This window comes from Mycobacterium sp. (assembly GCF_035314905.1).
Taxonomy (GTDB): Bacteria; Actinomycetota; Actinomycetes; order Mycobacteriales; family Mycobacteriaceae; genus Mycobacterium.
Genome location: NZ_DATFYW010000011.1, coordinates 1 through 23,185, shown reverse-complemented (window position 1 = coordinate 23,185; position 23,185 = coordinate 1). Strand labels below are relative to the sequence as shown.

General features: G+C 68.4%; 23 protein-coding genes and 2 pseudogenes. 17 read left to right on the top strand and 8 right to left on the bottom strand.

The genetic code is table 11. The annotated features are described in order from the left end of the window. Positions 1-61: 61 nt before the first annotated feature. From fadD6 to VKG81_RS00880, 6 genes and pseudogenes are all read left to right on the top strand, one after another. A complete protein-coding gene (fadD6, locus tag VKG81_RS00905) occupies positions 62-1,900 on the top strand; it encodes a long-chain-acyl-CoA synthetase FadD6 (RefSeq protein WP_324388941.1) in 1,839 nt (612 codons plus the stop codon). Continuing rightward, a pseudogene (gene folP / locus VKG81_RS00900) lies at positions 1,789-2,801 on the top strand (dihydropteroate synthase). Before fadD6 ends, folP begins: the two are co-directional and overlap by 112 nt. Beyond that, complete coding sequence (locus tag VKG81_RS00895) at positions 2,798-3,745, top strand: glucosyl-3-phosphoglycerate synthase (RefSeq protein ID WP_324388940.1); 948 nt, start codon at positions 2,798-2,800, stop codon at positions 3,743-3,745. Before folP ends, VKG81_RS00895 begins: the two are co-directional and overlap by 4 nt. Positions 3,746-3,799: 54 nt before the next feature. Next, positions 3,800-4,144, top strand: coding sequence for a DivIVA domain-containing protein (locus VKG81_RS00890; protein ID WP_324388939.1), 345 nt, complete (start codon positions 3,800-3,802; stop codon positions 4,142-4,144). Beyond that, a complete protein-coding gene (locus VKG81_RS00885; RefSeq protein ID WP_324388938.1) occupies positions 4,141-4,713 on the top strand; it encodes a DNA-3-methyladenine glycosylase I in 573 nt (190 codons plus the stop codon). The genes VKG81_RS00890 and VKG81_RS00885 overlap by 4 nt, the downstream gene beginning before the upstream one ends. Before the next feature lie 147 nt (positions 4,714-4,860). Then, the gene (locus VKG81_RS00880; RefSeq protein WP_324388937.1) at positions 4,861-5,028 is read left to right on the top strand and encodes a DUF3117 domain-containing protein; all 168 of its coding nucleotides are present in this window, start codon (positions 4,861-4,863) and stop codon (positions 5,026-5,028) included. Between the two features lie 4 nt (positions 5,029-5,032). Here the strand turns inward: VKG81_RS00880 and glgA are convergent, their stop codons facing one another. Continuing rightward, a complete protein-coding gene (gene glgA / locus VKG81_RS00875; RefSeq protein ID WP_324388936.1) occupies positions 5,033-6,196 on the bottom strand; it encodes a glycogen synthase in 1,164 nt (387 codons plus the stop codon). 119 nt (positions 6,197-6,315) lie between these two features. Here glgA and glgC point away from each other — a divergent pair, with 119 nt between their 5' ends. After that, positions 6,316-7,530, top strand: coding sequence for a glucose-1-phosphate adenylyltransferase (glgC, locus tag VKG81_RS00870; protein ID WP_324388935.1), 1,215 nt, complete (start codon positions 6,316-6,318; stop codon positions 7,528-7,530). Here the strand turns inward: glgC and VKG81_RS00865 are convergent. The 3 genes and pseudogenes from VKG81_RS00865 to VKG81_RS00855 all read right to left on the bottom strand — a co-directional run bounded on the left by VKG81_RS00865 (position 7,527) and on the right by VKG81_RS00855 (position 10,373). Continuing rightward, positions 7,527-9,227, bottom strand: coding sequence for a CocE/NonD family hydrolase (locus VKG81_RS00865; protein WP_324388934.1), 1,701 nt, complete (start codon positions 9,225-9,227; stop codon positions 7,527-7,529). The two genes, glgC and VKG81_RS00865, sit on opposite strands and share 4 nt — an antisense overlap. Positions 9,228-9,248: 21 nt before the next feature. Further along, positions 9,249-9,680, bottom strand: a pseudogene (locus VKG81_RS00860) (methyltransferase family protein); the annotation flags it as partial. Positions 9,681-9,725: 45 nt separating this feature from the next. Beyond that, a complete protein-coding gene (locus tag VKG81_RS00855; RefSeq protein ID WP_324388933.1) occupies positions 9,726-10,373 on the bottom strand; it encodes an O-methyltransferase in 648 nt (215 codons plus the stop codon). Positions 10,374-10,574: 201 nt separating this feature from the next. On the opposite strand from VKG81_RS00855, the gene sigE reads away from it, so the two are divergent. The 4 genes from sigE to tatB all read left to right on the top strand — a co-directional run bounded on the left by sigE (position 10,575) and on the right by tatB (position 13,844). Further along, positions 10,575-11,330, top strand: coding sequence for an RNA polymerase sigma factor SigE (gene sigE / locus VKG81_RS00850; protein ID WP_324388932.1), 756 nt, complete (start codon positions 10,575-10,577; stop codon positions 11,328-11,330). Positions 11,331-11,439: 109 nt separating this feature from the next. After that, positions 11,440-11,841: an anti-sigma E factor RseA gene (rseA, locus tag VKG81_RS00845; protein WP_324388931.1), complete on the top strand. Its 402-nt coding sequence runs from the start codon at positions 11,440-11,442 to the stop codon at positions 11,839-11,841. Between the two features lie 71 nt (positions 11,842-11,912). Continuing rightward, complete coding sequence (locus tag VKG81_RS00840) at positions 11,913-13,400, top strand: S1C family serine protease (RefSeq protein WP_324388958.1); 1,488 nt, start codon at positions 11,913-11,915, stop codon at positions 13,398-13,400. Then, complete coding sequence (gene tatB, locus VKG81_RS00835) at positions 13,401-13,844, top strand: Sec-independent protein translocase protein TatB (RefSeq protein ID WP_324388930.1); 444 nt, start codon at positions 13,401-13,403, stop codon at positions 13,842-13,844. Between the two features lie 15 nt (positions 13,845-13,859). On the opposite strand, the gene VKG81_RS00830 is transcribed toward tatB, so the two are convergent. Beyond that, a complete protein-coding gene (locus tag VKG81_RS00830; RefSeq protein WP_324388929.1) occupies positions 13,860-14,996 on the bottom strand; it encodes an Mrp/NBP35 family ATP-binding protein in 1,137 nt (378 codons plus the stop codon). Between the two features lie 53 nt (positions 14,997-15,049). After that, positions 15,050-16,381, bottom strand: coding sequence for a lytic transglycosylase domain-containing protein (locus VKG81_RS00825; protein WP_324388928.1), 1,332 nt, complete (start codon positions 16,379-16,381; stop codon positions 15,050-15,052). A 203-nt stretch (positions 16,382-16,584) separates the two neighbouring features. Between VKG81_RS00825 and VKG81_RS00820 the strand changes: the two genes are divergently transcribed. Next, positions 16,585-17,541 (top strand): CoA ester lyase, encoded by a 957-nt coding sequence (locus tag VKG81_RS00820; RefSeq protein ID WP_324388927.1) that lies wholly within the window; start codon positions 16,585-16,587, stop codon positions 17,539-17,541. Positions 17,542-17,544: 3 nt separating this feature from the next. On the opposite strand, the gene VKG81_RS00815 is transcribed toward VKG81_RS00820, so the two are convergent. Together VKG81_RS00815 and VKG81_RS00810 are read right to left on the bottom strand one after the other, a co-directional pair. Continuing rightward, positions 17,545-17,991 carry a DUF4190 domain-containing protein gene (locus tag VKG81_RS00815; RefSeq protein ID WP_324388926.1) on the bottom strand — a complete coding sequence of 149 codons (447 nt, stop codon included), beginning with the start codon at positions 17,989-17,991 and terminating at the stop codon, positions 17,545-17,547. Positions 17,992-17,998: 7 nt separating this feature from the next. Then, positions 17,999-18,622 (bottom strand): DUF4190 domain-containing protein, encoded by a 624-nt coding sequence (locus VKG81_RS00810; protein ID WP_324388925.1) that lies wholly within the window; start codon positions 18,620-18,622, stop codon positions 17,999-18,001. Positions 18,623-18,764: 142 nt separating this feature from the next. Between VKG81_RS00810 and VKG81_RS00805 the strand changes: the two genes are divergently transcribed. The 5 genes from VKG81_RS00805 to VKG81_RS00785 all read left to right on the top strand — a co-directional run. Further along, a complete protein-coding gene (locus tag VKG81_RS00805) occupies positions 18,765-19,289 on the top strand; it encodes a general stress protein (protein ID WP_324388924.1) in 525 nt (174 codons plus the stop codon). A 153-nt stretch (positions 19,290-19,442) separates the two neighbouring features. Then, complete coding sequence (locus VKG81_RS00800; protein WP_324388923.1) at positions 19,443-20,852, top strand: ABC transporter substrate-binding protein; 1,410 nt, start codon at positions 19,443-19,445, stop codon at positions 20,850-20,852. 83 nt (positions 20,853-20,935) lie between these two features. Beyond that, positions 20,936-21,787: a sugar ABC transporter permease gene (locus VKG81_RS00795; protein WP_324388957.1), complete on the top strand. Its 852-nt coding sequence runs from the start codon at positions 20,936-20,938 to the stop codon at positions 21,785-21,787. Between the two features lies 1 nt (position 21,788). After that, positions 21,789-22,625 (top strand): carbohydrate ABC transporter permease, encoded by an 837-nt coding sequence (locus VKG81_RS00790; RefSeq protein WP_324388922.1) that lies wholly within the window; start codon positions 21,789-21,791, stop codon positions 22,623-22,625. A 3-nt stretch (positions 22,626-22,628) separates the two neighbouring features. After that, a partial coding sequence (locus VKG81_RS00785; protein ID WP_324388921.1) for an ABC transporter ATP-binding protein occupies positions 22,629-23,185 on the top strand: 557 nt, incomplete at its 3' end.

Here is a 23,185-nt window from a genome sequence, read left to right as displayed (position 1 = left end):
CACAATCGGGGCTAGGCTGTGCGCCAGTTTGCGCCACGATACGAGGGGGAAGACCGATCGCATGGCTGAGAAGACCGACGGGAACCAGGCCACGACCACCACCGACGAGCATGAGGCAACCGACGATCGCGCCGAGGCGAAGCGGGCCGGCGTCGGGCTGACCGACGTCGCGACGCGGCTGCCGGGCCTGTTGATGGACACCCCCGCGATCCTGCGCGGGGTGCTGACGGGATTCCTCGCGCTGCCGTCCGCGAAGACCTCGATCGGCAAGGTCTTTCAGGACCGCGCCGCACGCTATGCCGACCAGCCGTTCATCAAGTTTCAGGACGAAACCGTCAGCTACCGGGAGGCTAACGAGACCGCCAACCGGTACGCCGCGGTGCTGGCCGCCCGTGGCGTCGGTCGCGGGGACGTCGTGGGCGTCATGCTCAAGAACTCGCCGCGGGCGGTCCTGCTGATGCTCGCCGTGGTCAAGCTCGGCGCGATCGCCGGAATGTTGAACTACCACCAGCGCGGCAACGTGCTCGAGCACAGCATCGGACTGCTGAACGCCAACGTGCTGATCGGGGAGGAAGACCTGCTCGCCGAGGTCGAGGCGTCCGGTGCGAAGGTCGCCGACTCGATCGGTGTCGACGAACTCGACCGGCTGGCTGCCGACGCGCCGACCGATAACCCGGCCGTGACGTCGTCGGTGCTGGCGAAGGACAAGGCGTTCTACATCTTCACCTCGGGCACCACCGGCATGCCGAAAGCCAGCGTGATGACCCACTACCGCTGGCTGCGCGCGCTCGCGGGCTTCGGCGCGCTGGGCATGCGGCTGAAAAGCAGCGACACGTTGTACTGCTGCCTGCCGCTCTACCACAACAACGCGCTGACCGTGGCGGTGTCGTCGGTGCTCGGCACCGGGGCGACGCTGGCGCTGGGCAAGTCCTTCTCGGCGTCGCGCTTCTGGGACGAGGTCATCGAGCACCAGGCCACCGCGTTCATCTATATCGGCGAGATCTGCGCGTACCTGCTGAATCAGCCCGAGAAGCCGACCGACCGCGGGCACCACGTGCGGGTGATCGCGGGCAACGGGTTGCGGCCCTCGATCTGGGACGAGTTCACTGCACGGTTCGCCATCACGCGGGTCTGCGAGTTCTATGCGGCCAGCGAAGGAAACACCGCGTTCGTCAACGTGCTCAACATGCCCAAGACCGCGGGGATCTGCCCGACGCCCGTGGCATTCGTCGAGTACGACCCCGAGACCGGCGACCCGGTGCGCGACAAGCACGGCCGCGTGCGCAAGGTGGGCGACGGCAAGCCGGGCCTGCTGCTGTCCAAGGTCAGCAACTTCCAGCCGTTTGACGGCTACACCGATGAACAGGCCACCGCGAAGAAGCTGGTGCGGGACGCGTTCCGCAGGGGCGACGTGTGGTTCAACACCGGCGACCTGATGCAGCCGCAGGGGTTCGGCCACGCGGCGTTCACCGACCGGCTCGGTGACACCTTCCGCTGGAAGGGTGAGAACGTCGCCACCACGCAGGTCGAGGCGGCCGTCTCCAGGGACCCCGACATCGACGAATGCACGGTGTACGGCGTCGAGGTCGAAGGCGCCGGCGGCCGGGCCGGGATGGCGGCTGTGGTGCTCAAGGAGGGCGCCGAATTCGACGGCAAGTCGCTCGCCGGGACCGTGTACGAGCATCTGCCCGGCTACGCGGTGCCGCTGTTCGTGCGCGTCGTCAAGGAGCTGGAGCACACGTCCACGTTCAAGAGCAAGAAGGTCGGCCTGCGCAAGCAGGGCTACGGATCGGACATCGAAGACCCGATCTACGTGCTCACGGGCCGCGAAGAGGGGTACGTCGAGTACTACGACGAGTACCCCGCGCAAGTCGCGGACGGGAAGCGTCCAAAGGGCTGACCTACCGGCCTGGCACCCTGGTGGGGTGCAGTCGACACTTTGCGGACGGCCGGTGGCCGACGACCGCGCGCTGATCATGGCGATCGTCAACCGCACGCCGGACTCGTTCTACGACCGCGGCGCCACGTTCGGCGACGATTCGGCCAAGGCCGCCGTCCACGGTGCGATCGCCGAGGGTGCCGACATCATCGACGTCGGCGGCGTGAAGGCCGGTCCGGGCCGGACCGTCGAAACCGGCGAGGAGATCACCCGTGTCGTGCCGTTCATCGAGTGGATCCGCGATGCCTACCCCGATCAGCTGGTCAGCGTCGACACGTGGCGGGTCGCGGTGGCCCGGCGTGCGTGCGAAGCAGGTGCGGACCTCATCAACGACACCTGGGCCGGTGCCGAACCTGGGCTGCCGGAGGTCGCCGCGGAGTTCGGCACGGGACTGGTCTGCTCGCACACCGGTGGCGCGTCGCCGCGCAGCCGCCCGTTTCGGGTCAGCTACGGAACCAGCACCCGCGGGGTGGTCGACGACGTCATCGCGGAGGTGACCGCGGCGGCGGAGCGCGCGGCTGCGGCCGGGGTGTCGAAGGACGCGATCCTGATCGATCCCACCCACGATTTCGGCAAGAACACCTTCCACGGGCTCGCTTTGTTGCACCACGTAAAAGATCTTGTTAACACCGGATGGCCTGTGCTGATGGCGCTGAGCAACAAGGACTTCGTCGGGGAGACTTTGGGTGTGGGTTTGGCCGAGCGCCTGGAAGGCACTCTCGCTGCGACGGCCCTGGCGGCGGCGGCCGGTGTGCGGATGTTCCGGGTCCACGAGGTCGGACACACCCGGCGCGTCCTGGACATGGTCGCGGCGATTGAGGGTGTACGTGCGCCGACGCGCACGGTGAGGGGGCTGGCATGACCGCTGCACCAGAGCTGACCGCCGAGGACCTGGCCGGCGACAAATGGATGGCCGGCCATAGCTTGAGCAGACCGTCCTGGACCGTTGCCGAACTGCAGGCCGCCAAAGCGGGCCGCACGATCTCGGTGGTGCTGCCGGCGCTGAACGAGCAGGAAACGGTCGCGTCGGTGATCGACAGCATCTCGCCGATGCTCGGCGGGCTGGTCGACGAACTGATCGTGCTTGACTCCGGCTCCACCGACGAGACGGAGATCCGCGCCATCGCCGCCGGGGCCCGCGTTGTCAGCCGGGAGCAGGCGCTGCCCGAGTTGCCCCCGCATCCCGGCAAGGGTGAGGTGTTGTGGCGGTCGCTCGCCGCCACCAGCGGCGACATCGTCGTGTTCATCGACTCCGACCTGATCGACCCCGACCCGATGTTCGTGCCACGGCTGGTCGGCCCGCTGCTGACGGTCGACGGCGTCCACCTTGTCAAGGGCTTTTACCGTCGGCCGCTGAAGGTCAGCGGCAGCGAGGACGCCAACGGCGGCGGTCGGGTCACCCAGCTGGTCGCGCGGCCGCTGCTGGCGGCGCTGCGGCCCGGGCTGAGCTGCATCCTCCAGCCCCTGGGCGGCGAATACGCCGCGACTCGTGAGCTGCTGATGTCGGTGCCGTTCGCGCCGGGCTACGGCGTGGAGATCGGCCTGCTCGTCGACACGTATGACCGGCTCGGCCTGGACGCGATCGCGCAGGTCAACCTCGGTGTACGTGCCCACCGCAACCGGCCGCTGACCGAGCTGGGTGGAATGAGCCGTCAGGTCATCGCCACGCTGCTGTCGCGCTGCGGCATCGGTGACTCCGGGATCGGGCTCACCCAGTTCTTCGCCGACGGTGACGGCTACACCCCGCGGTTGTCGCCCGTCTCGCTGACCGACCGGCCTCCGATGAACACCCTGCGGCAGCGTTAGTCGTCCACCGGTCGGCCGCGCGCACTGTCGGGTGCGTCAGGCAGTATCGGTGGCGTGACGATGGTGCTGCTGTATCTGCTGGTGCTCATTTTGGTCGCCGCGGTCCTGTTCGTGGTTGCGAGCGCCGTGTTCGGTCGCGGCGAGCCGCTTCCGCCGCTGCCGCGGGCGACTACCGCCACCGTTCTGCCGGCCTCGGGTGTCGCCCGCGCCGACATCGACGCGGTGAAGTTCACCCAGACGCTGCGCGGCTACAAGACAAGCGAGGTGGACTGGGTGCTCGACCGGCTGGGCCAGGAGATCGAGCTGCTGCGCGGGCAGCTCTCGGCGGTGCGGGCGCTGCAGTCGACCACCGAGTCCGCCTCTGAGGCGTCCGGGACCGTCGGCCGGGACGAGGCGTGAGCGCCGAAGACGACGACGGCCGTATCCGTTGCGGGTGGGCGGTTGGGGACCTCTATCGCGACTACCACGACCTCGAGTGGGGGAGGCCGGTGCACGGCCGCAACGCGCTCTTCGAGCGAATGTCGTTGGAAGCCTTTCAAAGTGGCTTGTCGTGGTTGATCATCCTGCGCAAGCGCGACAACTTCCGTCGTGCGTTCGACCACTTCGATGTCGAAAAGGTCGCCGGCTACACGGATGCCGAAGTCGCACGGCTGATGTCCGACACCGGGATCGTGCGCAACCACTCGAAGATCGGCGCGGTGATCGCCAACGCCCGCGCGGCAGCCACGCTCGACGTCGACTTGAGCGACCTGCTCTGGTCGTTCGCGCCCCCGCCCGGGAGGCCGCGGCCCGCCGATCCGTCACAGGTGCCCCCGACCAGTCCCGAATCGGTCGCGATGGCCAAGGAGTTGAAGCGGCGCGGGTTTCGGTTCGTCGGGCCCACCACCGCCTACGCGCTGATGCAGGCCACGGGCATGGTCGACGACCATCTTCGGTCCTGTTGGGTGCCGGTGATCAGCGGGGCATAACAGGGTCTTGGCACACCGATGCTCGCGGATAGGGAACAATAGGGGCGTGAAGTTGCAGTTCTCTGTCGGGGGTGGCGGCGGGTGGGCACCTTCGGCATCTGCGGCCTCCACCACGGCGGCCCGGTCTAGACCTGGAGGGAGCACTCGATGGCGGCGATGAAGCCCCGGACCGGAGACGGTCCTCTGGAAGCAACCAAGGAGGGGCGAGGCATCGTGATGCGAGTACCGCTGGAGGGCGGTGGCCGCCTCGTCGTCGAATTGACTCCAGAGGAGGCATCGGCCCTCGGCGACGAACTGAAGAGCGTCACCAGTTGAGTCCCTACGAGGACACCTTCCGGTAGATCTCCAGCGTCTGCTGGGCGATGTGCGACCACGAAAACTCCTCGATGCAGCGCTGTCTGCCGGCGCGGCCGAACCGCGCGGCTTTGTCCGGGTCGGCGATCAGGGTGTTGACCGCCGCGGCGAGCCCGGCCTCGAATCCGGCCGGATCGGCCGGATCGTAATGCGCCAGCAGCCCTGTTTCCCCGTCGGCGACCACCTCGGGAATGCCCCCGACGTCGGATGCGACCACCGCCGTCGCGCAAGCCATCGCCTCGAGATTCACGATCCCCAACGGCTCGTAGACTGACGGGCATACAAAAACCGTTGCCGCGGAGAGTATTTCGCGAATCTTGCCGATTGGCAGCATCTCCCGGACCCAGAACACCCCACTTCTTGCGCGCGACAGCTGCTGCACCGCGGCGGTCACCTCGGCCGCGATCTCGGGGGTGTCGGGCGCGCCCGCGCACAGCACGAGCTGCGCGTCGGGTGCGAACCGATGGCCCGCGGCGACCAGATGCGCGACGCCCTTCTGGCGGGTGATGCGCCCGACGAACGCGACGATCGGACGTGCGGTGTCCACACCCAGTTCGGCCAGCACCGACTCCCCGGGTTTCGGCTCCACGGGGTGCCACACGTCGGTGTCGATGCCGTTGCGCACGACATGCACCCGGTTGGGATCCAGCGCGGGATAGGTCTTCAGCACGTCGTCGCGCATGCCCGAGCTGACCGCGATCACCGCGTCGGCGGCCTCGATCGCGGTGCGCTCCACCCACGACGAGATCCGGTAGCCGCCGCCCAGCTGCTCGGCCTTCCACGGCCGCAGCGGCTCGAGCGAATGGGCGGTCAGCACGTGGGGGATGTCGTAGAGCAACGCGGCCAGGTGCCCGGCCAGGCCGGTGTACCACGTGTGCGAATGCACCACGGTGGCCTCCGACGCGGCGTTGGCCATCACGAGATCGGCCGACAGTGTCGCGAGTGCGGGGTTGGCGCCCTTGAGCTGCGGGTCGGGCTGGTGCACAACCGCGCCGTGGCGGGGAGCACCCATGCAGTGCAAGTCGACGTCGCACAGGTGACGCAGCTGCGCGACGAGCTCGGTCACATGGACGCCCGCACCTCCGTAAACCTCAGGTGGGTACTCCCGCGTCATCATCGCCACCCGCATACTTCCCGACCGTAGTGCGGCGGACGAGCCGATGCACACTGTCGGCGGTGGACGTGTTTGTGGCGGCCGGAATCACGGGAATGCTAGCCCCACATCACGGTGACGGATAGGTTTAGACCATGAGGGAAGCGCCACATGTGCTGGGAATTGTCCTGGCCGGCGGGGAGGGGAAGCGGCTTTATCCCTTGACTGCGGACCGGGCAAAGCCGGCAGTTCCCTTTGGTGGTGCATACCGACTCATCGACTTCGTGCTCTCCAATCTCGTCAACGCCCGTTACCTGCGGATCTGCGTTCTGACCCAGTACAAGTCACATTCTCTGGACCGGCACATCTCGCAGAACTGGCGGCTTTCCGGTCTGGCCGGCGAATACATCACGCCGGTGCCCGCGCAGCAGCGGCTCGGCCCGCGCTGGTACACCGGAAGTGCCGACGCGATCTACCAGTCGATGAACCTGATCTATGACGAGGATCCGGACTACATCGTGGTCTTCGGCGCCGACCACGTGTACCGGATGGATCCGGAGCAGATGCTGAACTTCCACATTGAAAGCGGCGCCGGCGCGACCGTCGCCGGCATCCGCGTGCCGCGCGCGGAGGCGAGCGCGTTCGGCTGCATCGACTCCGACGACTCGGGCCGGATCCGCGGTTTCATCGAGAAGCCCGCGGACCCGCCGGGCACCCCCGACGAACCCGAGCAGACGTTCGTGTCGATGGGAAACTACATCTTCACTACCAAGGTGCTCATCGACGCGATCCGCGCCGATGCCGATGACGACAACTCCGACCACGACATGGGCGGCGACATCATCCCGCGGTTGGTTACCGACGGCCGCGCCTCTGTCTACGACTTCAACGAAAACGAGGTGCCCGGCGCCACCGACCGCGACCGCGGCTACTGGCGTGATGTCGGCACGCTCGACGCGTTCTATGACGCGCACATGGATTTGGTCTCGGTGCACCCGATCTTCAACCTGTACAACAAGCGCTGGCCGATTCGCGGCGGCACCGAGAATCTGGCGCCGGCGAAGTTCGTCAACGGGGGCTCGGCTCAGGAATCCGTTGTCGGAGCGGGCAGCATCGTGTCCGCCGCGTCGGTGCGCAACTCGGTGCTGTCGAACAACGTCGTCGTCGACGACGGCGCGATCGTCGAGGGCAGCGTCCTGATGCCCGGCGTGCGGGTGGGGCGCGGCGCGGTGGTGCGCCATGCGATCCTCGACAAGAACGTGGTGGTCGGCCCAGGTGAAATGGTGGGCGTGGACCTGGAAAAGGACCGGGAGCGCTTCGCGGTGAGCGCCGGGGGCGTCATCGCGGTCGGCAAGGGAATCTGGGTTTAGGTCGGCGGCGCCGCAGCTATCACCGGCACCAGCAGGTGCGCGTCGCGATTCGGACCCCAGTGCAGGGTCACCCGACCGCGCCCCGAGCTCGCGTACGCGGCCGGGAATTGGCCGGACAACGGGTTTCGCGGCGCCAGCCAGCGCCCGGCGACCACCAGCCGCAGCTGCTCACCGGCGCGGAAAACCGTCGCCGACGGCCCGAGCGGGACCTCGACCGCGACGATCTCGCCGGCGCGCAGCGGCTGCGGATCGGTGCATGTCGGCACCGGGTCCCAAGGTTGTGACAGCTCGGGATCCAGAGCTCGCAGGGAGACCCGCTGCCAGCCGGTGGCGACCCGGTCGCGGCCGTAGCCGTAGGACCCTTCGAAGGGGACAAACCTTCCGGTGCGCCACTTTTCCACGCCCACGAACAAATTCGCATCCCCGCAGCCATACAGTTCCAGCCATAGCCGTGCGGCCATCGGGCCGGTCAGCTCGACGTCCTCGCGCACCGTCCAGGTGAACGCCGCCGCCCGGGAACGGGTTTTGAACGAGACCGAGCCCGGGGTTTGCGGTGCCACTGTGGACAACACGCCCGCTCCGGCGAGATGCAACCGCTGCCAGCGGGTGCGGGCCAGCGGCCATTCGGTTTCCTCGCGAACCGCTGCGACGGTGTCCCGATCTTCGCGGACTTCCAGTCGGACACTGCGGGTTTGGTCGAGGGCACCGTCGAGCGCCGCACGGATGAACGACAGCTGTTCGGCGCGTGCCGGCTCGGAGTAGAACGTCGCCCACTTGCCGCCCCGGTGCGTGTAGAGCCGGGAGTGGGTCGAACCCGATCGGGTGAACGCCCGCATCGAGCCGCGGCTGTGCAGGTTGTGATCAGAGAAGCTTCCGCACACCAGCATCGGCACCCGGATCGCCGACAGGTCAGGTGTCAGCGAGCGCCAGAACTCGTCGCGCAGCGGGTGGACGTCCTGCGCGCGCCGGATGTCGTAGGCCAGCCGGGCGGTGCGGCGCAGCATCGTCGACCAGAGCCGCACGAACCCCTTCTCCCGGACACCGCCGGGATACGCGAGGTCCTGGTATGCGTCGGTGAAACCCTCCCAGGGGCAGATGGCCCGCAGTGCCGGCGGCTGCTGCGCCGCCCCCTCGTACTGGCTGATGGCGAGGTAGGACACCCCGAGCATGGCGACCCGGCCGTCGCTCCACGCCTGGGCGCCCGACCATTGCACGATGTCGGAGATGTCCTCGCTTTCCTGCTGCGACAACAGCTTTCCGACGCCCTCGGAGCGGCCGCAGCCGCGCAGGTCCGCGTTCACGACGGCGAAGCCCTGCGGCACCCACCATGCCGGGTCCGGCCCCTCCCAGCCGGTGAACGCCGAGAACGTCACCGGCTCGGGCTGGCGGAGCGCGTGGTACTGCACCGAGTACCTCCAGCGATTGCCGCGCCGGGCGGGCAGGTTGTCCTTGCCGTAGGGATGAGCGCTCAGCAGGACCGGATGGGCTTCCCCACCTGGGGGGCGGAACACGTTGACCCGCAACACCGTTCCATCCCTGGTGCGCACCTCGGCGTCGCGGTCGACGACGATCCCACTGGGTGGTTCGGTGACGGTGACGGGTGGCCTCGCGAATCCGCGCAGCCTGGTGAGCGCGTAGCGCAACCGGCCGGGACGATGCCACGGCCGGTCGAGCGCCGGCGCCGATTGCGGGGCCACGCGACTCACCTTAGAGCGCTGCTACCACACGTATGACACCAACCGATAGTGGACTTTCTGTGTGTATTCGCGATATCCGTCCAACTCCTGCGTGAGCATCTTTTCCTCGTCGAGGATGCGGAAGATGAGCGCGATCAGGCCGGGGATGAGGAAGACAAGGCCCCACCAGGAACCGAGGGCGAGTGGGACGCCTGCCATCATGATCAGCGTCCCGACGTACATCGGGTGTCGCACGATCCCGTACAGCCCCGTGGAGACGACTTTCTGGCCTGCCTCGACCGTGACGTTCGCGGCCGCGTAACTGTTTTCGATGATGACCAACTGTGCGACGGCGAGCCCGATCACGACCAGCGCATCGCCGATCAGCGACACCACGGCAGGCACCGGCGACCACCCGAGACGATGGTCGAACGCGCTGAGGGCCATCACCACCGGCAGCAACAGGAATGCGCCCCGGCAAGGATCGATGACGTTAGGAAGCCGTCAAGATCGAGCGCGTCAGTCCCGCGCGGCGGCCAGGATGCCGTCGCCGAGTGGGACCAGCACCGGGGTCAGCCGCTCGTCCTCGGCGATGAGCCGGGCGGCTTCTCGGACTGCGGCGACCTCGGCGTCGCGCGCGGCGGGATCCCCGGCCCGGCCGCCCAGTGCGGCCCGGTGCACCACGATCGCGCCACCGGGGCGCAGCAGCCGGATGCCTTCGATCACGAATTCCGGCTGGTCCATCGGGTCGGCGTCGAGGAAGACCAGGTCGTAGGACTCGTCGGCGAGCCGGGGCAGCACCTCCTGGGCCCGTCCGCTGATCAGCCGGGTGCGTGACGGCGTGATGCCGGCCTCGGCGAACGCCTGCTTGGCGAGCAGCTGGTGCTCGGGTTCCACGTCGATCGTGGTCAGCACGCCGTCCTCCCGCATGCCGGCCAGCAGCCACAGCCCACTCACGCCCGCGCCGGTGCCGACCTCGGCGACGGCCTTGCCGCCCGACAGGCGGGCCAGCAGGCTCAGCAGCGCGCCGGCCGCCGGGCTGACGGCACCGGCGCCGGCATCGACGGCGCGCTCGCGGGCTGCAGCGACGATCTGGTCTTCGGAGATCGAGCCCTCGGCATGCGCGACCATCGTCTCGGCGGACAGCGGTTCGCAGGAGGTGGTCATTCCCGCAGCGTAAAGCCAAAGCCCAGCGGGGCCGGGCAGGCGCGCCCGAACCGGGGCCGGGGGAGAGGCCGCGACACGCCCGGGCTAAAATAGCGTTTCACCGACCCATCGGCCGTGTACGGGCGGCCGGCGGCCCGGTTTCTCAGGGAAAGTTCAGTTTGCTCATATGGCTGCCACACCGCGATGGGCAACGGTAGGCCAATGGCATACGGAGCGTCCTGGCGGTCCGGGAATAACCCTGACGAATTTCACGTTGGCCGCGATGGCGGCTCGCCATTGATCGATCACCGGGAGGACCCCACGCCCAGCATCCTTACGACCGCGCCCACCAGCATGTCGCGCCTCGAGCAGTACGCCGGCGCCGATTGGCTGGAAGAAAGCGACGACCTGCAGGGCACCGCGGTATTCGACGCGACGGGCGACAAGAGTGCGATGCCGTCGTGGGATGAACTCGTCCGTCAGCACGCCGATCGCGTCTACCGCCTGGCCTACCGGCTTTCCGGCAACCAGCACGACGCGGAGGACCTGACCCAGGAGACCTTCATCCGGGTGTTCCGCTCGGTGCAGAACTATCAGCCCGGCACCTTCGAGGGCTGGCTGCACCGCATCACGACGAACCTGTTTCTCGACATGGTGCGACGGCGCGGCCGGATCCGTATGGAGGCGCTGCCGGAGGACTACGACCGGGTGCCCGCCGACGAGCCGAACCCCGAGCAGATCTACCACGACTCACGGCTCGGGCCCGGCCTGCAGGCAGCGCTGGATTCGTTGCCTCCGGAGTTTCGCGCCGCGGTGGTCCTGTGCGACATCGAGGGTCTGTCCTACGAGGAGATCGGCGCCACGCTCGGCGTCAAGCTGGGCACCGTGCGCAGCCGCATTCACCGTGGCAGACAGGCCTTGCGTGACTATCTCGCCGCCCACGGCGACTCCGAGGAATTGACGGCCAAGTCGGCCTGACCCGGCCCGCCGCCACAGCCGGCGGCGTTTCCCGGGGTGTCGGCCACAGCCTCGCGCGCTACATTCGAGGTGGCGCATGCAATGACAGCACCGAAGGAGGCGCAGGGTCATGGTGGATCGGGGCCACGTGTTCCGCCGCGCATTCTCCTGGCTGCCCTCCCAGTTCGCGTCGCAAAGCGATGCCCCTGTCGGTCCCCGCCAGTTCGGCTCCACCGAACATCTGTCCACCGAGGCGATTGCCGCGTTCGTCGACGGTGAGTTGCGCATGAATGCGCACCTGCGAGCCGCTCACCACCTGTCGCTGTGCCCGGAGTGCGCCGCGGAGGTCGAGGCCCAGAGCCAGGCTCGTGCGGCGCTGCGTGACTCGTGCCCCATCCACGTGCCCAGCGCGCTGCTGGGCATGCTGGCGCAGATTCCCCATTCCGCCGTCGACACCGGCGGCGACACTTCGCAGACCGACCTGGACGAGTTAGCTGACCGCATCACCCGGTCCCGCCGTAAGCGCCGGTAGGGTGGTTACGTTCATCGGGGATGCGGCGAGGACCATAGCCCGTGTCTTCCGAACGCCCGGAAGAGGATGACTTGAGCTTCAACCAGGACAATTCCGAGGGGACGCAGCGTCTGGCGCCGCGGCCGATTTCCCGCCCGCCCGTCGATCCGGCGTCGCGTCAGGCGTTCGGCCGTCCCGAGGGTTTCGACGGGTCGTTCCTCGGCTCGGAGAAGCACCGCGACCAGGCTGAGTTCACGCCGCAGGACGCGCCGCCGGATCCCGTGCTCGCCGAAGCCTTCGGCCGCCCGCACCAAATCGTTGATTCACTGCAGCGCCATCCCGCCGATGCCGGAGCACTCGACGGCGAGCGGGACGGCGAGGGCGACAACGGCGCCGACGACCCGTGGCGCGACCCGGGCGCGGCGGCCGCGCTCGGCGGCCCGGCCGTCGTACCGCCGCCGCCTGCCGCGGTCGGGGCGGACACGGGCAAGCTCGGGGTGCGCGACGTGCTCTTCGGCGGCAGGGTTTCGTACGTCGCCCTGGCGATCCTGGCGATCATCGCGCTGCTGATCGGCTTTGCCGGCGGCTGGGTGGGACGCAAGACGGCCGAGGTCGTCGAGGCGTTCACCACGTCGAAGGTCACCTTGTCGACCAACGGCAGCCAGCCGCCCGAGGGCCGCTTCGCCAAGGTCGCGGCATCGGTCGCCGACTCGGTGGTGACGGTCGAATCGACCAGCGACCAGGAGGGCTCACAGGGCTCCGGCGTGATCGTGGACGGCCGCGGCTACCTCGTCACCAACAATCACGTGATCTCGGACGCGGCCAACAACCCGAGCCAGTACAAGACCACCGTCGTCTTCAACGACGGCAAGAAGGTGCCTGCCAACCTCGTCGGCCGGGACCCGAAGACCGACCTGGCCGTGCTGAAGGTCGACAATGTCGACAACCTGACGGTTGCGCAGTTCGGTGACTCCGACAAGGTGCGCGTCGGCGACGAGGTGATCGCCGCCGGCGCACCGCTGGGCCTGCGCAGCACTGTCACGCACGGCATCATCAGCGCGCTGCACCGCCCGGTGCCGCTGTCGGGCGAAGGGTCGGACACGGACACGGTTATCGACGCCATCCAGACCGACGCGTCGATCAACCACGGCAACTCGGGTGGCCCGCTCATCGACATGGACTCCCATGTGATCGGCATCAATACCGCCGGGAAATCGTTGTCCGACAGCGCAAGCGGGCTTGGCTTCGCGATCCCGGTCAATGAGGTCAAAAGGACAGTCGACGCACTGATCAAGGACGGCAAGCTCGCGCACCCGACGCTGGGTGTCACGGCGCGCTCGGTGAGCAACTCGGTGGCCTCCGGAGCGCAGATCGCCAACGTCAAGGCCGGCGGCCCGGCGGAGAAGGGGGGCGTCCTCGAGAACGACGTCGTCGTGAAGGTCGGGAATCGAAGCGTTGCCGATGCCGACGAGTTCGTCGTCGCGACGCGCCAACTGACCATCGGGCAACCCGCACCGATCGAAGTGGTGCGCGACGGCCGCCACGTCACTCTCACCGTCACCCCGACCCCGGATACGTAGATGTTCAACATCGGTTGGGGCGAGATGCTGGTGCTGTTGGTCATCGGGCTGGTCGTTCTGGGCCCCGAGCGGCTGCCGGGCGCCATCCGGTGGACCTCCGACGCGCTGCGCCAGGCTCGCGAGTACATCAGCGGCGCCACCAGCAACCTGCGCGAGGAGCTGGGGCCCGAATTCGACGACTTGCGCGAGCCTCTCAGCGAATTGCAGAAGCTGCGGGGCCTGACGCCGCGCCAGGCGCTGGCCAAACATCTGCTCGACGGCGACGACTCGGTGTTCCGCGCATTCGACCGGCCGGTCGACCTGCCGCCCGACACCCCGTCGACCACGCCGGCGCCGGAGCAGGTGGCGCCCGCGCAGGGCCAGCAGCCGCCGCCGCCGCAACCGGCAAGCGGGACAACGCCTTTCGACTCCGGCGCGACGCCTTTCGACGCCGACGCGACCTAGACCTGTCGCGAGAACTCAGCGCCGGGCGGTGTCGATGCCCAGCGACATGCCCGCCAGACCGCGGCGACGTGCCGACAGCGTGTCGGCGATGCTGCGCAACTCCTTGCCCGCAGCCGAATCCGGCGCGCTGAGCACCAGCGGCACTCCGGAATCGCCGGCGCTGACCAGCGCGGGATCCAGCGGAACCTGACCCAGCAGTGGCACGTCGGCGCCGACCGCGCGCGACAGCCGCTCGGCGACCTGGCGTCCGCCGCCCTCGCCGAACACCCGCATCGTGGAACCATCCGGCATCAACAGCCCGGACATGTTTTCGACGACGCCGACCAGCCGCTGACGGGTCTGCAGCGCGATCGCACCCGCACGCTCGGCGACCTCGGCGGCGGCCAGCTGCGGGGTGGTGACCACCAGGATCTCCGCGTTCGGGATCAGCTGGGCCACCGAGATCGCGACGTCGCCGGTGCCCGGTGGGAGATCGAGCAGCAGCACGTCGAGATCGCCCCAGTACACGTCGGCGAGGAACTGCTGAAGCGCACGGTGAAGCATCGGGCCGCGCCACACCACCGGGGTGTTGCCCGAAGTGAACTGGGCGATCGAGATCACCTTCACCTCGTGGGCGATCGGCGGCAGGATCATCGACTCGACCTGTGTGGGCCGCTCGGTCGTGCCCATCATGCGGGGAATCGAATGGCCGTAGATGTCGGCGTCGAGCAGTCCGACCGACAGCCCGCGCGCCGCCATCGCGGCCGCCAGGTTCACGGTGACGCTGGACTTGCCGACGCCGCCCTTGCCGGACGCCACCGCGTACACCCGCGTCAGTGAGCCCGGCTGCGCGAACGGGATGACCGGCTCGTGGGCGTCGCCGCGCAGCATCTTGCGCAACTCGGTGCGCTGCTCGTCGCTCATCACGTCGAGGCTGACCCTCACCTGGCCGGTGCCGGGTACGTCGGTGACGGCTCGGGTGACGCGGTCGGCGATCTCGGTCTTCTTCGGGCATGCGGAGGTGGTCAGGTAGATCTCGACGTGCACGCCCTGGTCGGGCTCGATCGTGACGTTCTTGACCATGCCGAGCTCGGTGATCGGCCGGCGCAGCTCGGGATCGATCACCTTGGCCAGCGCCGCGCGCACGGCGGCACCAGGTTCGTTCTCGGACATCACGGTCGAGTCTACGGCCCGTCCGAACAGCCCCCGGCCGCAGCGTCAGTTGGTCAGTTGGCCGGTCCCGGGAGCGGTCCGTGCGTCGCTGGCAGCGCCGGTGCCGGCGGCGGAGCCTGCGGTGGCGGTGCAAAGGGGTTGACCGGCGGGGCGAACGGATTCGGCGGCGCATCGGGCGCGGGCACCTGGGCAGCCGGCGGCGACGATGGTGCCGGGGCCGGGCCGGGCAGCGGGCCCGTGCCCTGCGGGACGAATTGCGCCGGCGGTGGCAGCGGATTCTGCCCGAAGCACACCAGCACGCACATCGGCGGCTGCGCCGGGTTCTGCGCGGCCAGTGTCGCCGGGTCGGCGACCGGGCTCGGGTTGTTCAGTTGGCTGGCCGCATCGGTCGGGCCGAACGTGATGAGCGGTAGCTGCGACATCGGATCCGTCGGCGACAACCCCAGCACGTTGATCGGCAGGCCGGGACCGAGGCCTTCGGGGTTGCCCTCCAGGTGTGCATCCCCGACCGGCGGGACCGGGCCGGTTATCGGCGGCAGGTCGACCGGAACGACGCCGGTCGCGTAGGCCGCCGCCCAGCCGAGCACGTTCTGTGCGTACGGCATCGAGTTGTTGTAGCGCAGGACCGCCGCGAGCACCTGCGATGGGTCGCGCAGGTTCAGCCCGCCGCTGCACAGGTACCGTGCCGCCGCCAGTGACGCGTCGTAGATGTTTTGCGGGTCGGCCCTTCCGTCTCCGTCACCGTCGGAGGCGTAGCGCGCCCACGTGCCGGGCAGGAACTGCATCGGGCCCATCGCGCGGACGTAGCTGACCCTGCCGCTGGGTGCCATGCTCTGCACGATCATCTCGTTGCCGGGCAGCGAACCGTCCAGCGCAGGCCCGTAGATGGGGTACACCGCCGTGCCGTGTGCGTCGGTGGCACCGCCGTTGGCGTGCATCGACTCGATCCGGCCGATCCCCGCCAACAGGTTCCAGCTCACGCCGCATGCGGGGTCGGCCAGCGCCATCATCCGCTCGGCGTTGCGGTACGCCGACAACGCGATCGCCGGAATCCGCAGGGAACCCACCGAATTGACCACGGCGAGCGGCGGTGGCGGCGCGATGATGCTGGCCTCCGCGACGTGGAAGCTGGCCGGGGCACGGGCGACGGAAACAACGGACGGTCCGGACTGGTCGCGAGTACCGGGCGCCACGGCGGCCAGCGGCACGACGCCGGTCCGTTGGGCGGCCGGTCCTCCCGCGGCCGAGTCGGGGGAGGCGGCGACCGCAGCGCCGAGCACCAGTGGCGCCAGGACGATCAAACCCGACTTGGGTGTTCGGGCGATTCGGGTAGCCCGGCAACGCGCCCACGCATAGGCGGCACGGACCCCTCCCCCTATTCGCACTCACACCGTCCTACGTCGGCCGACCGTGAACTACGTCACCATACCTAGTCGGCAACAGATTGGTTGCACATTGGTCACCGCGATGTATCAGGAACCCGCTGGACGACGACGCCGACGTCCGGGCCCGGCACGCGCAGGCCCGCCGGCCGCGCCGCATAGACCCTGTTGACCGCCACCATGCGGGAAAGGGTAGGAGTGTAGCCGTGGAGAACGCCTATCGACCCCGCCGAACCTGTCTTTCGGTGCCGGGCAGCAGCCAGAAGATGATCGACAAAGCCAAAGGGCTGCCCGCCGACGAGGTGTTTCTCGACCTCGAAGATGCCGTCGCGCCCGATGCGAAGGCGCAGGCCCGCACCCGGGTGGCGATCGCGCTGTCCGAGCCGGGATGGGCCGGGCAGCTGCGTGGTGTCCGGGTCAACGACTGGACCACGCCGTGGACCTATGCCGACGTCATCGAGGTGGTGTCCACGGCCGGCGGCCGGCTGGACATCATCGTGCTGCCGAAGGTGACCGATGTGTCGCACATCCATGCGCTCGATTTGCTGTTGAGCCAGCTGGAAGCCGTCCATCGGTTGCCGGCGGGCCGGATCGGCATCGAGGCGCAGATCGAGAATGCCCGGGGGCTGACCAACGTCGACGCGATCGCCGCCGGGCCGCGGCTGCAGGCCCTCGTGCTTGGTCCGGCCGACCTGATGGCCAGCCTGAACATGCGCACATTGGTGGTCGGCGAACAGCCGGAGGGGTACGACGTCGGCGACGCCTACCACCACGCGCTGATGACGATCCTGATCGCCGCCCGCACGCACGGGATCGCGGCGATCGACGGGCCATACCTGAAGGTGCGCGACGTCGAAGCGTTCCGCCGGGTGGCGGCCCGCTCGGCGGCGCTGGGCTACGACGGCAAGTGGGTGCTGCACCCGGATCAGATCGCCGCGGGCAACGAAATCTTCACCCCGCGCCAACAGGAGTACGACCACGCCGAGCTGATCCTCGAGAGCTACGAGTGGCACACGTCCAAGGCCGGTGGGGCGCGCGGGGCGGTGATGCTGGGCGACGAGATGATCGACGAGGCGAGCCGCAAGATGGCGCTGGTGATCGCCGCGAAGGGCCGCGCCGCGGGACTGCGGCGCACCGGGCAGAACTCCGAGCCGCCGCGCTGACGCTCAGGAATATGTCCGCGAGTGCAGCGTGAGCAGGAACCCGAGCAGCCATACGAGCATGAACACCAGCCAACCGGCCGCAGTGAGGCCGCCGATGATGGTGCCCGCCAACGCTATTCCGTAGCCTTCCTGCCCGGTGCGTTTGGTTTCTCGCATCGCGACGACGCCGAGGATGGCTCCGGCGATCGACGGCAACCCGCAGCAGAACCAGCCGACCAGTGACGCGACCAGCGAGGCGATCGCCTTTCCGTTCGTGCCCGGCGGCCTGGAAGCGCGGTACGGGTCGTACGGGTCGACGGGATAGCCCTGGTAGGGCGGCGGATAACCGGCCGGCGCCCCGGGGTAGACCGCCGGGTAGTCGACCGGAGCGTAGGGATCCACCGGTGGCCGGGACTGCTCCGGGAAGGGGTATTCGGTTCCGCCGAACGGCTCTTCGGGCTGGTGGGTCATCGCAGGGTCAGTGCGACCAACTGCCGAACCAGTAGATCGATCCGATCAAACTGATCACCAGGGCTGCCGCACCGACGGCAATCCCGGCCACGGCCAGGCCACGGCCGGGCTGACCGGTCTGCTTTATCTGGTTGAGCGCCAGGACGCCGAGCACCACGCCTGCGATGCCCGTCAGCCAGCCGATGCAGAACCATCCGAGGAAGATGCTGACTATCGACGTGACGAGCGACCAGATTGCCAGCGAGTTGGTCCCCTGCTGCGATGTCGCGTATCCGCCCGGGTATGCGCCGTAGCCGGTTGAGTAGGACGGCGGCGGTGGCGGGTAGCCGCCGCCCGGCGCCGTGCCGTACTGCGGCTGCGACGGGTAGGACGGCGCACCGTAGCCCGACGGTTCTTGGTAGCCCGCCGGCCCGTAGGCGCTCGGCGGGGCGCCCGCGGATGGGTACCCAGGCGGCGGCGGGTAGCCGCCGGGTGGCAGGTAATCCGATGCCGGCGGCGTCGGGCCGGGCTGCGGCTGGTGGCTCGGCTGCCCGTGCGAGTGCTCGATCGGCGGGGCCTCGTAGCCACCCGGGGACGCCGCCCCGCTGGCCTCGGACTGCGGCTTGTCGCCCTGGTCGCCCGGATTTGTCATGCTGATCAACCTAGCCTATGGGCGCGTTGACCGTAGCGTGGATAGCGGCTGTCCGTGGACGGGGCACGATCGCCCCGACCGGCGCGTTGATGCAGGAAAGCGGCCCGTACGTCGACCCGCGACGTAAGGAGAGTGAGGATTGATGACCAGCCCATTTCCGTCAGGACGGACTCCGGGCGGCGCACCGGGCTCGCCGACGCGTAGTGGTCGGGGCCCGTCGCTGCCCACCCCTCCGAAAGGGTGGCCGATCGGCTCCTACCCGACCTACGCCGAGGCGCAGCGGGCCGTGGACTACCTCTCCGACCAGCAGTTCCCGGTCGAGCAGGTGACCATCGTCGGCGTCGATCTGATGCAGGTCGAACGGGTGACGGGCCGTCTCACCTGGCCGAAGGTGGTCGGCGGCGGCATCCTCACCGGCGCGTGGCTGGGCATCTTCATCGGCCTGGTGCTGGGCTTCTTCGCCCCGAATCCGTGGGCAGCGCTGCTCACCGGTCTGGTCGCGGGCATCGTGTTCGGCCTGATCAGCTCCGCGGTTCCGTATGCGATGGCGCGCGGCACAAGAGATTTCAGCTCGACGATGCAACTGGTCGCCGGACGCTACGACGTGCTCTGCGACCCACAGAACGCCGAGAAGGCGCGGGATCTGCTGGCGCGCTTGACGTTATAGCGGCTCCGCGCGCGTTGCCCTGGCGCCGTCGGCCCGTGCCGCCGCAGGTCACGATTGCGACGCAGGCGCCGGATAATGTTGCAAATCCCGGGCGTGTCGCTCTACCGTTTGCCCGCGGGAGGTTCCCGTCGTGAGTGCACACGGGAGGCGGTCGTGGCTGAGGGCTCGCGCGTCCGGCGGCTCGGCGCGGTGGCGTTGGCGGCCCTGACCACGGTGTCGGTTGCCTCGGCGTGCACTTCGCGCAGCGGCGGAACGGTCATCACCCTCTACACGCCGGCCAGCGAGTCCGCGACGTTCACGGTGCTGGCCAAGCGCTGCACCGCCCAGGCCGGCGGCCGGTACTCCATCATCCAGAACAGCCTGCCCAAAGGCGCCGACGACCAGCGGCTGCAGCTTGCCCGCCGGCTGACCGGAAACGACCACACGCTGGACCTGATGGCGATCGACGTGGTCTGGACGGCCGAGTTCGGTGCGGCCGGCTGGGCGCTCCCGCTGTCGGACGACCCGTCGGGGCAGGCTGAAACCGACGCGACCGCCGACACCTTGCCCGGGCCGCTGGCGACCGCGACGTGGAACGGCAGGCTGTACGCGGCGCCGGTCACCACCAATACTCAATTGCTCTGGTATCGACCGGATTTGGTGCCCGACCCGCCAGCGGGCTGGGACGGCATGATCGCAGCGGCGACGCGGCTGCACGCGGAGGGCAAGCCGGGCTGGATTGCCGTGCAGGGCAAGCAGTACGAGGGCCTGGTGGTGTGGTTCAACACGCTGCTGGTCAGCGCCGGGGGGCAGGTGCTCTCCGACGACGGCAGCAAGGTCACGCTCACCGACACGCCGGAGCACCGGGCCGCCACCGTCAGGGCGCTGCAAATCATCCACGACGTGGCCACCGCACCCGGCGCCGACCCATCGGTCACGCAGACCGACGAGGCCACCGCGAGGCTGGCGCTGGAACAGGGCAAGGCCGCGCTCGAGGTGAACTGGCCGTTCGTATTTCCCTCGATCCTGGAGAACGCGGTCAAGGGTGGGGTCAGCTTCCTGCCGCTTGACCGCAGGCAGGACCTCACCAGCGCGATCGACGACGTCGGCACCTTCTCACCCAACGACACGCAGTTCGCCGGCGCCTACGAGGCCAGCAGGGCCGTGTTCGGGTTCGCGCCGTATCCCGAAGTCCTGCCGGGGCAGCCCGCCCGGGTGACGATCGGCGGCCTCAACCTGGCGGTCGCGAAGACCACCCTGCACAAGGCCGAGGCATTCGAGGTGATCCGCTGCCTGCGCAACCGCGACAACGAGCTCTACTACTCGACCGCAGGTGGCCTGCCCTCGGTCCGAAGGTCCCTGTATGACGACCCGCAGTTCCAGTTGAAGTACCCGATGTACGACATCATCCGGCGTCAGCTCACCGACGCCGCGGTGCGGCCGGCAACGCCCGTCTACCAGTCGGTGTCGATGCGGATCTCGACGACGCTGTCGCCGATTACCGCGATCGACCCGGAGAAGACGGCCGACAGGCTGGCCGGGCAGGTGCAAAAGGCCATCGACGGGAAGGGGCTGATCCCGTGACAGTGACCGTCGCCGAGGCTCCCGCCACGCGGACACCCGCGGCAAAACCCCGCCGCACCGCCGACGAGAGGTCGCAGCGCCGGCTGGCTTACCTGCTGATCACCCCGGCCGTGCTGCTGATGCTGGCGGTGGCCGGCTATCCCATCGGCTACGCGGTGTGGCTGAGCCTGCAGAAGGTCAGCCTGGCGACACCGGGCGACACGTCGTTCGTTGGCCTGGCCAATTACCAGACCGTCCTGACCGACGGGTACTGGTGGACGGCTTTGACGGTCACGCTCGCGATCACGGTGATCTCGGTGGCCGTCGAGCTGGTGCTGGGCCTGGCGCTGGCCCTGGTGATGCATCGGACGATCTTCGGCAAAGGGATGGTGCGCACGGCGGTGCTGATCCCGTACGGCATCGTCACCGTCGCCGCGTCGTACAGCTGGTACTACGCGTGGACACCGGGCACCGGGTACCTGGCCAACCTGCTGCCGGAAGGCTCGGCGCCGCTCACCCACCGGATCCCGTCGCTGGGCATCATCATCCTCGCCGAGGTGTGGAAGACCACTCCGTTCATGGCGTTGCTGCTGCTGGCCGGCCTGGCACTGGTTCCCGAGGAACTGATGCGCGCCGCCCAGGTTGACGGTGCGGGCGCGTGGAAGCGACTGGTCAAGGTCACGCTGCCGCTGATCAAACCCGCGATCCTGGTGGCACTGTTGTTCCGCACGCTCGACGCGTTCCGCATCTTCGACAACATCTACATCCTCACCGGGGGCGCCAACAAGACCGGTTCGGTCTCGATCCTCGGCTACGACAACCTGTTCAAGGGGTTCAACCTCGGTCTCGGATCGGCGATCAGCGTCCTCATCTTCGTGTGTGTGGCGGTGATCGCGTTCATCTTCATCAAGGGCTTCGGGGCATCGGCCCCCGGCGCGAGTGACGGGAACCGGTGAGATGGCCGAACCGGTGGGCGTCGGTCGCAGGGCCTGGTGGGTGGTCGTCGACATCCTGGTGCTCGTCTACGCGCTGTTCCCTGTGCTGTGGATCCTGAGCCTGTCCCTGAAACCGACGTCGAACGTCAGGGACGGCAAGCTGATTCCGTCGTCGGTCACGTTCGACAACTACCGCGGCATCTTCCGGGGCGACCTGTTCGGCCCCGCGCTGCGCAACTCGATCGGGATCGGCGTCATCACCACGGTGATCGCCGTCGTGATCGGCGGCATGGCCGCCTATGCGATTGCCCGACTGGAGTTTCCGGGCAAGCGACTGCTGATCGGCGTCGCGCTGCTGATCGCGATGTTCCCGGCTATCTCGCTGGTCTCGCCGCTGTTCGACCTCTCGCGTGCGCTGGGCCTCTTCAATACGTGGCCGGGCCTGATCATCCCGTACATCACGTTCGCCCTGCCGCTGGCCATTTACACGCTTTCGGCGTTCTTCCGCGAGATCCCGTGGGACCTGGAGAAAGCGGCCAAGATGGACGGCGCAACGCCATTCCAGGCCTTCCGCAAAGTGATCGCGCCGCTGGCCGCGCCCGGCATCGTCACGGCCTCGATCCTGGTGTTCATTTTCGCGTGGAACGACCTGCTGCTGGCGATCTCGTTGACCGCAACGACCCGCTCGATCACCGCACCGGTGGCGATCGCCAACTTCCCGGGCAGTTCGCAGTTCGAGGAGCCGACCGGATCCATCGCCGCCGGGGCAATGGTCATTACGGTGCCGATCATCGTTTTTGTTCTAATCTTCCAACGACGGATCGTCGCTGGTCTGACGTCCGGTGCAGTGAAGGGATAGGCGATGGCCGAGATTGTGTTGGACAGGGTGACCAAGAGTTACCCCGACGGCGCGACGGCCGTGAAGGACCTGTCGGTCAGGATCGCCGACGGAGAATTCATCATCTTGGTCGGCCCATCCGGCTGCGGTAAGTCCACGACGTTGAACATGATCGCCGGCTTGGAGGAAATAACCTCCGGGGAGCTGCGCATCGGCGGTGAGCGGGTGAACGAGAAGTCGCCCAAGGACCGCGATATCGCGATGGTGTTCCAGTCCTACGCGCTCTACCCGCACATGACGGTGCGCCAGAACATCGCATTCCCGCTGACGTTGGCCAAGACGAAGAAGGCCGAGATCGCAGAGAAGGTCGAGGAGACCGCGAAAATCCTCGATCTGACCGAGCTTTTGGACCGCAAACCGGCTCAGCTCTCCGGCGGCCAGCGGCAGCGGGTGGCGATGGGTCGCGCAATCGTGCGCAATCCCAAGGCCTTCCTGATGGACGAGCCGCTGTCCAACCTCGACGCCAAGCTGCGCGTGCAGATGCGCACCGAGATCGCCCGGCTGCAGCACCGGCTGGGCAC

What these genes read in the sequence shown, in the direction of transcription:
- VKG81_RS00855 (WP_324388933.1), bottom strand. Translation starts at nt 10,373, where the DNA reads ATGACCACCTCCTGCGAACCGCTGTCCGCCGAGACGATGGTCGCGCAT.
- sigE (WP_324388932.1), top strand. Translation starts at nt 10,575, where the DNA reads ATGGCATACGGAGCGTCCTGGCGGTCCGGGAATAACCCTGACGAATTT.
- VKG81_RS00805 (WP_324388924.1), top strand. Translation starts at nt 18,765, where the DNA reads ATGACCAGCCCATTTCCGTCAGGACGGACTCCGGGCGGCGCACCGGGC.
- VKG81_RS00895 (WP_324388940.1), top strand. Translation starts at nt 2,798, where the DNA reads ATGACCGCTGCACCAGAGCTGACCGCCGAGGACCTGGCCGGCGACAAA.
- tatB (WP_324388930.1), top strand. Translation starts at nt 13,401, where the DNA reads ATGTTCAACATCGGTTGGGGCGAGATGCTGGTGCTGTTGGTCATCGGG.
- VKG81_RS00830 (WP_324388929.1), bottom strand. Translation starts at nt 14,996, where the DNA reads ATGTCCGAGAACGAACCTGGTGCCGCCGTGCGCGCGGCGCTGGCCAAG.
- VKG81_RS00790 (WP_324388922.1), top strand. Translation starts at nt 21,789, where the DNA reads ATGGCCGAACCGGTGGGCGTCGGTCGCAGGGCCTGGTGGGTGGTCGTC.
- glgC (WP_324388935.1), top strand. Translation starts at nt 6,316, where the DNA reads ATGAGGGAAGCGCCACATGTGCTGGGAATTGTCCTGGCCGGCGGGGAG.
- VKG81_RS00880 (WP_324388937.1), top strand. Translation starts at nt 4,861, where the DNA reads ATGGCGGCGATGAAGCCCCGGACCGGAGACGGTCCTCTGGAAGCAACC.
- VKG81_RS00810 (WP_324388925.1), bottom strand. Translation starts at nt 18,622, where the DNA reads ATGACAAATCCGGGCGACCAGGGCGACAAGCCGCAGTCCGAGGCCAGC.
- fadD6 (WP_324388941.1), top strand. Translation starts at nt 62, where the DNA reads ATGGCTGAGAAGACCGACGGGAACCAGGCCACGACCACCACCGACGAG.
- VKG81_RS00815 (WP_324388926.1), bottom strand. Translation starts at nt 17,991, where the DNA reads ATGACCCACCAGCCCGAAGAGCCGTTCGGCGGAACCGAATACCCCTTC.
- glgA (WP_324388936.1), bottom strand. Translation starts at nt 6,196, where the DNA reads ATGCGGGTGGCGATGATGACGCGGGAGTACCCACCTGAGGTTTACGGA.
- rseA (WP_324388931.1), top strand. Translation starts at nt 11,440, where the DNA reads ATGGTGGATCGGGGCCACGTGTTCCGCCGCGCATTCTCCTGGCTGCCC.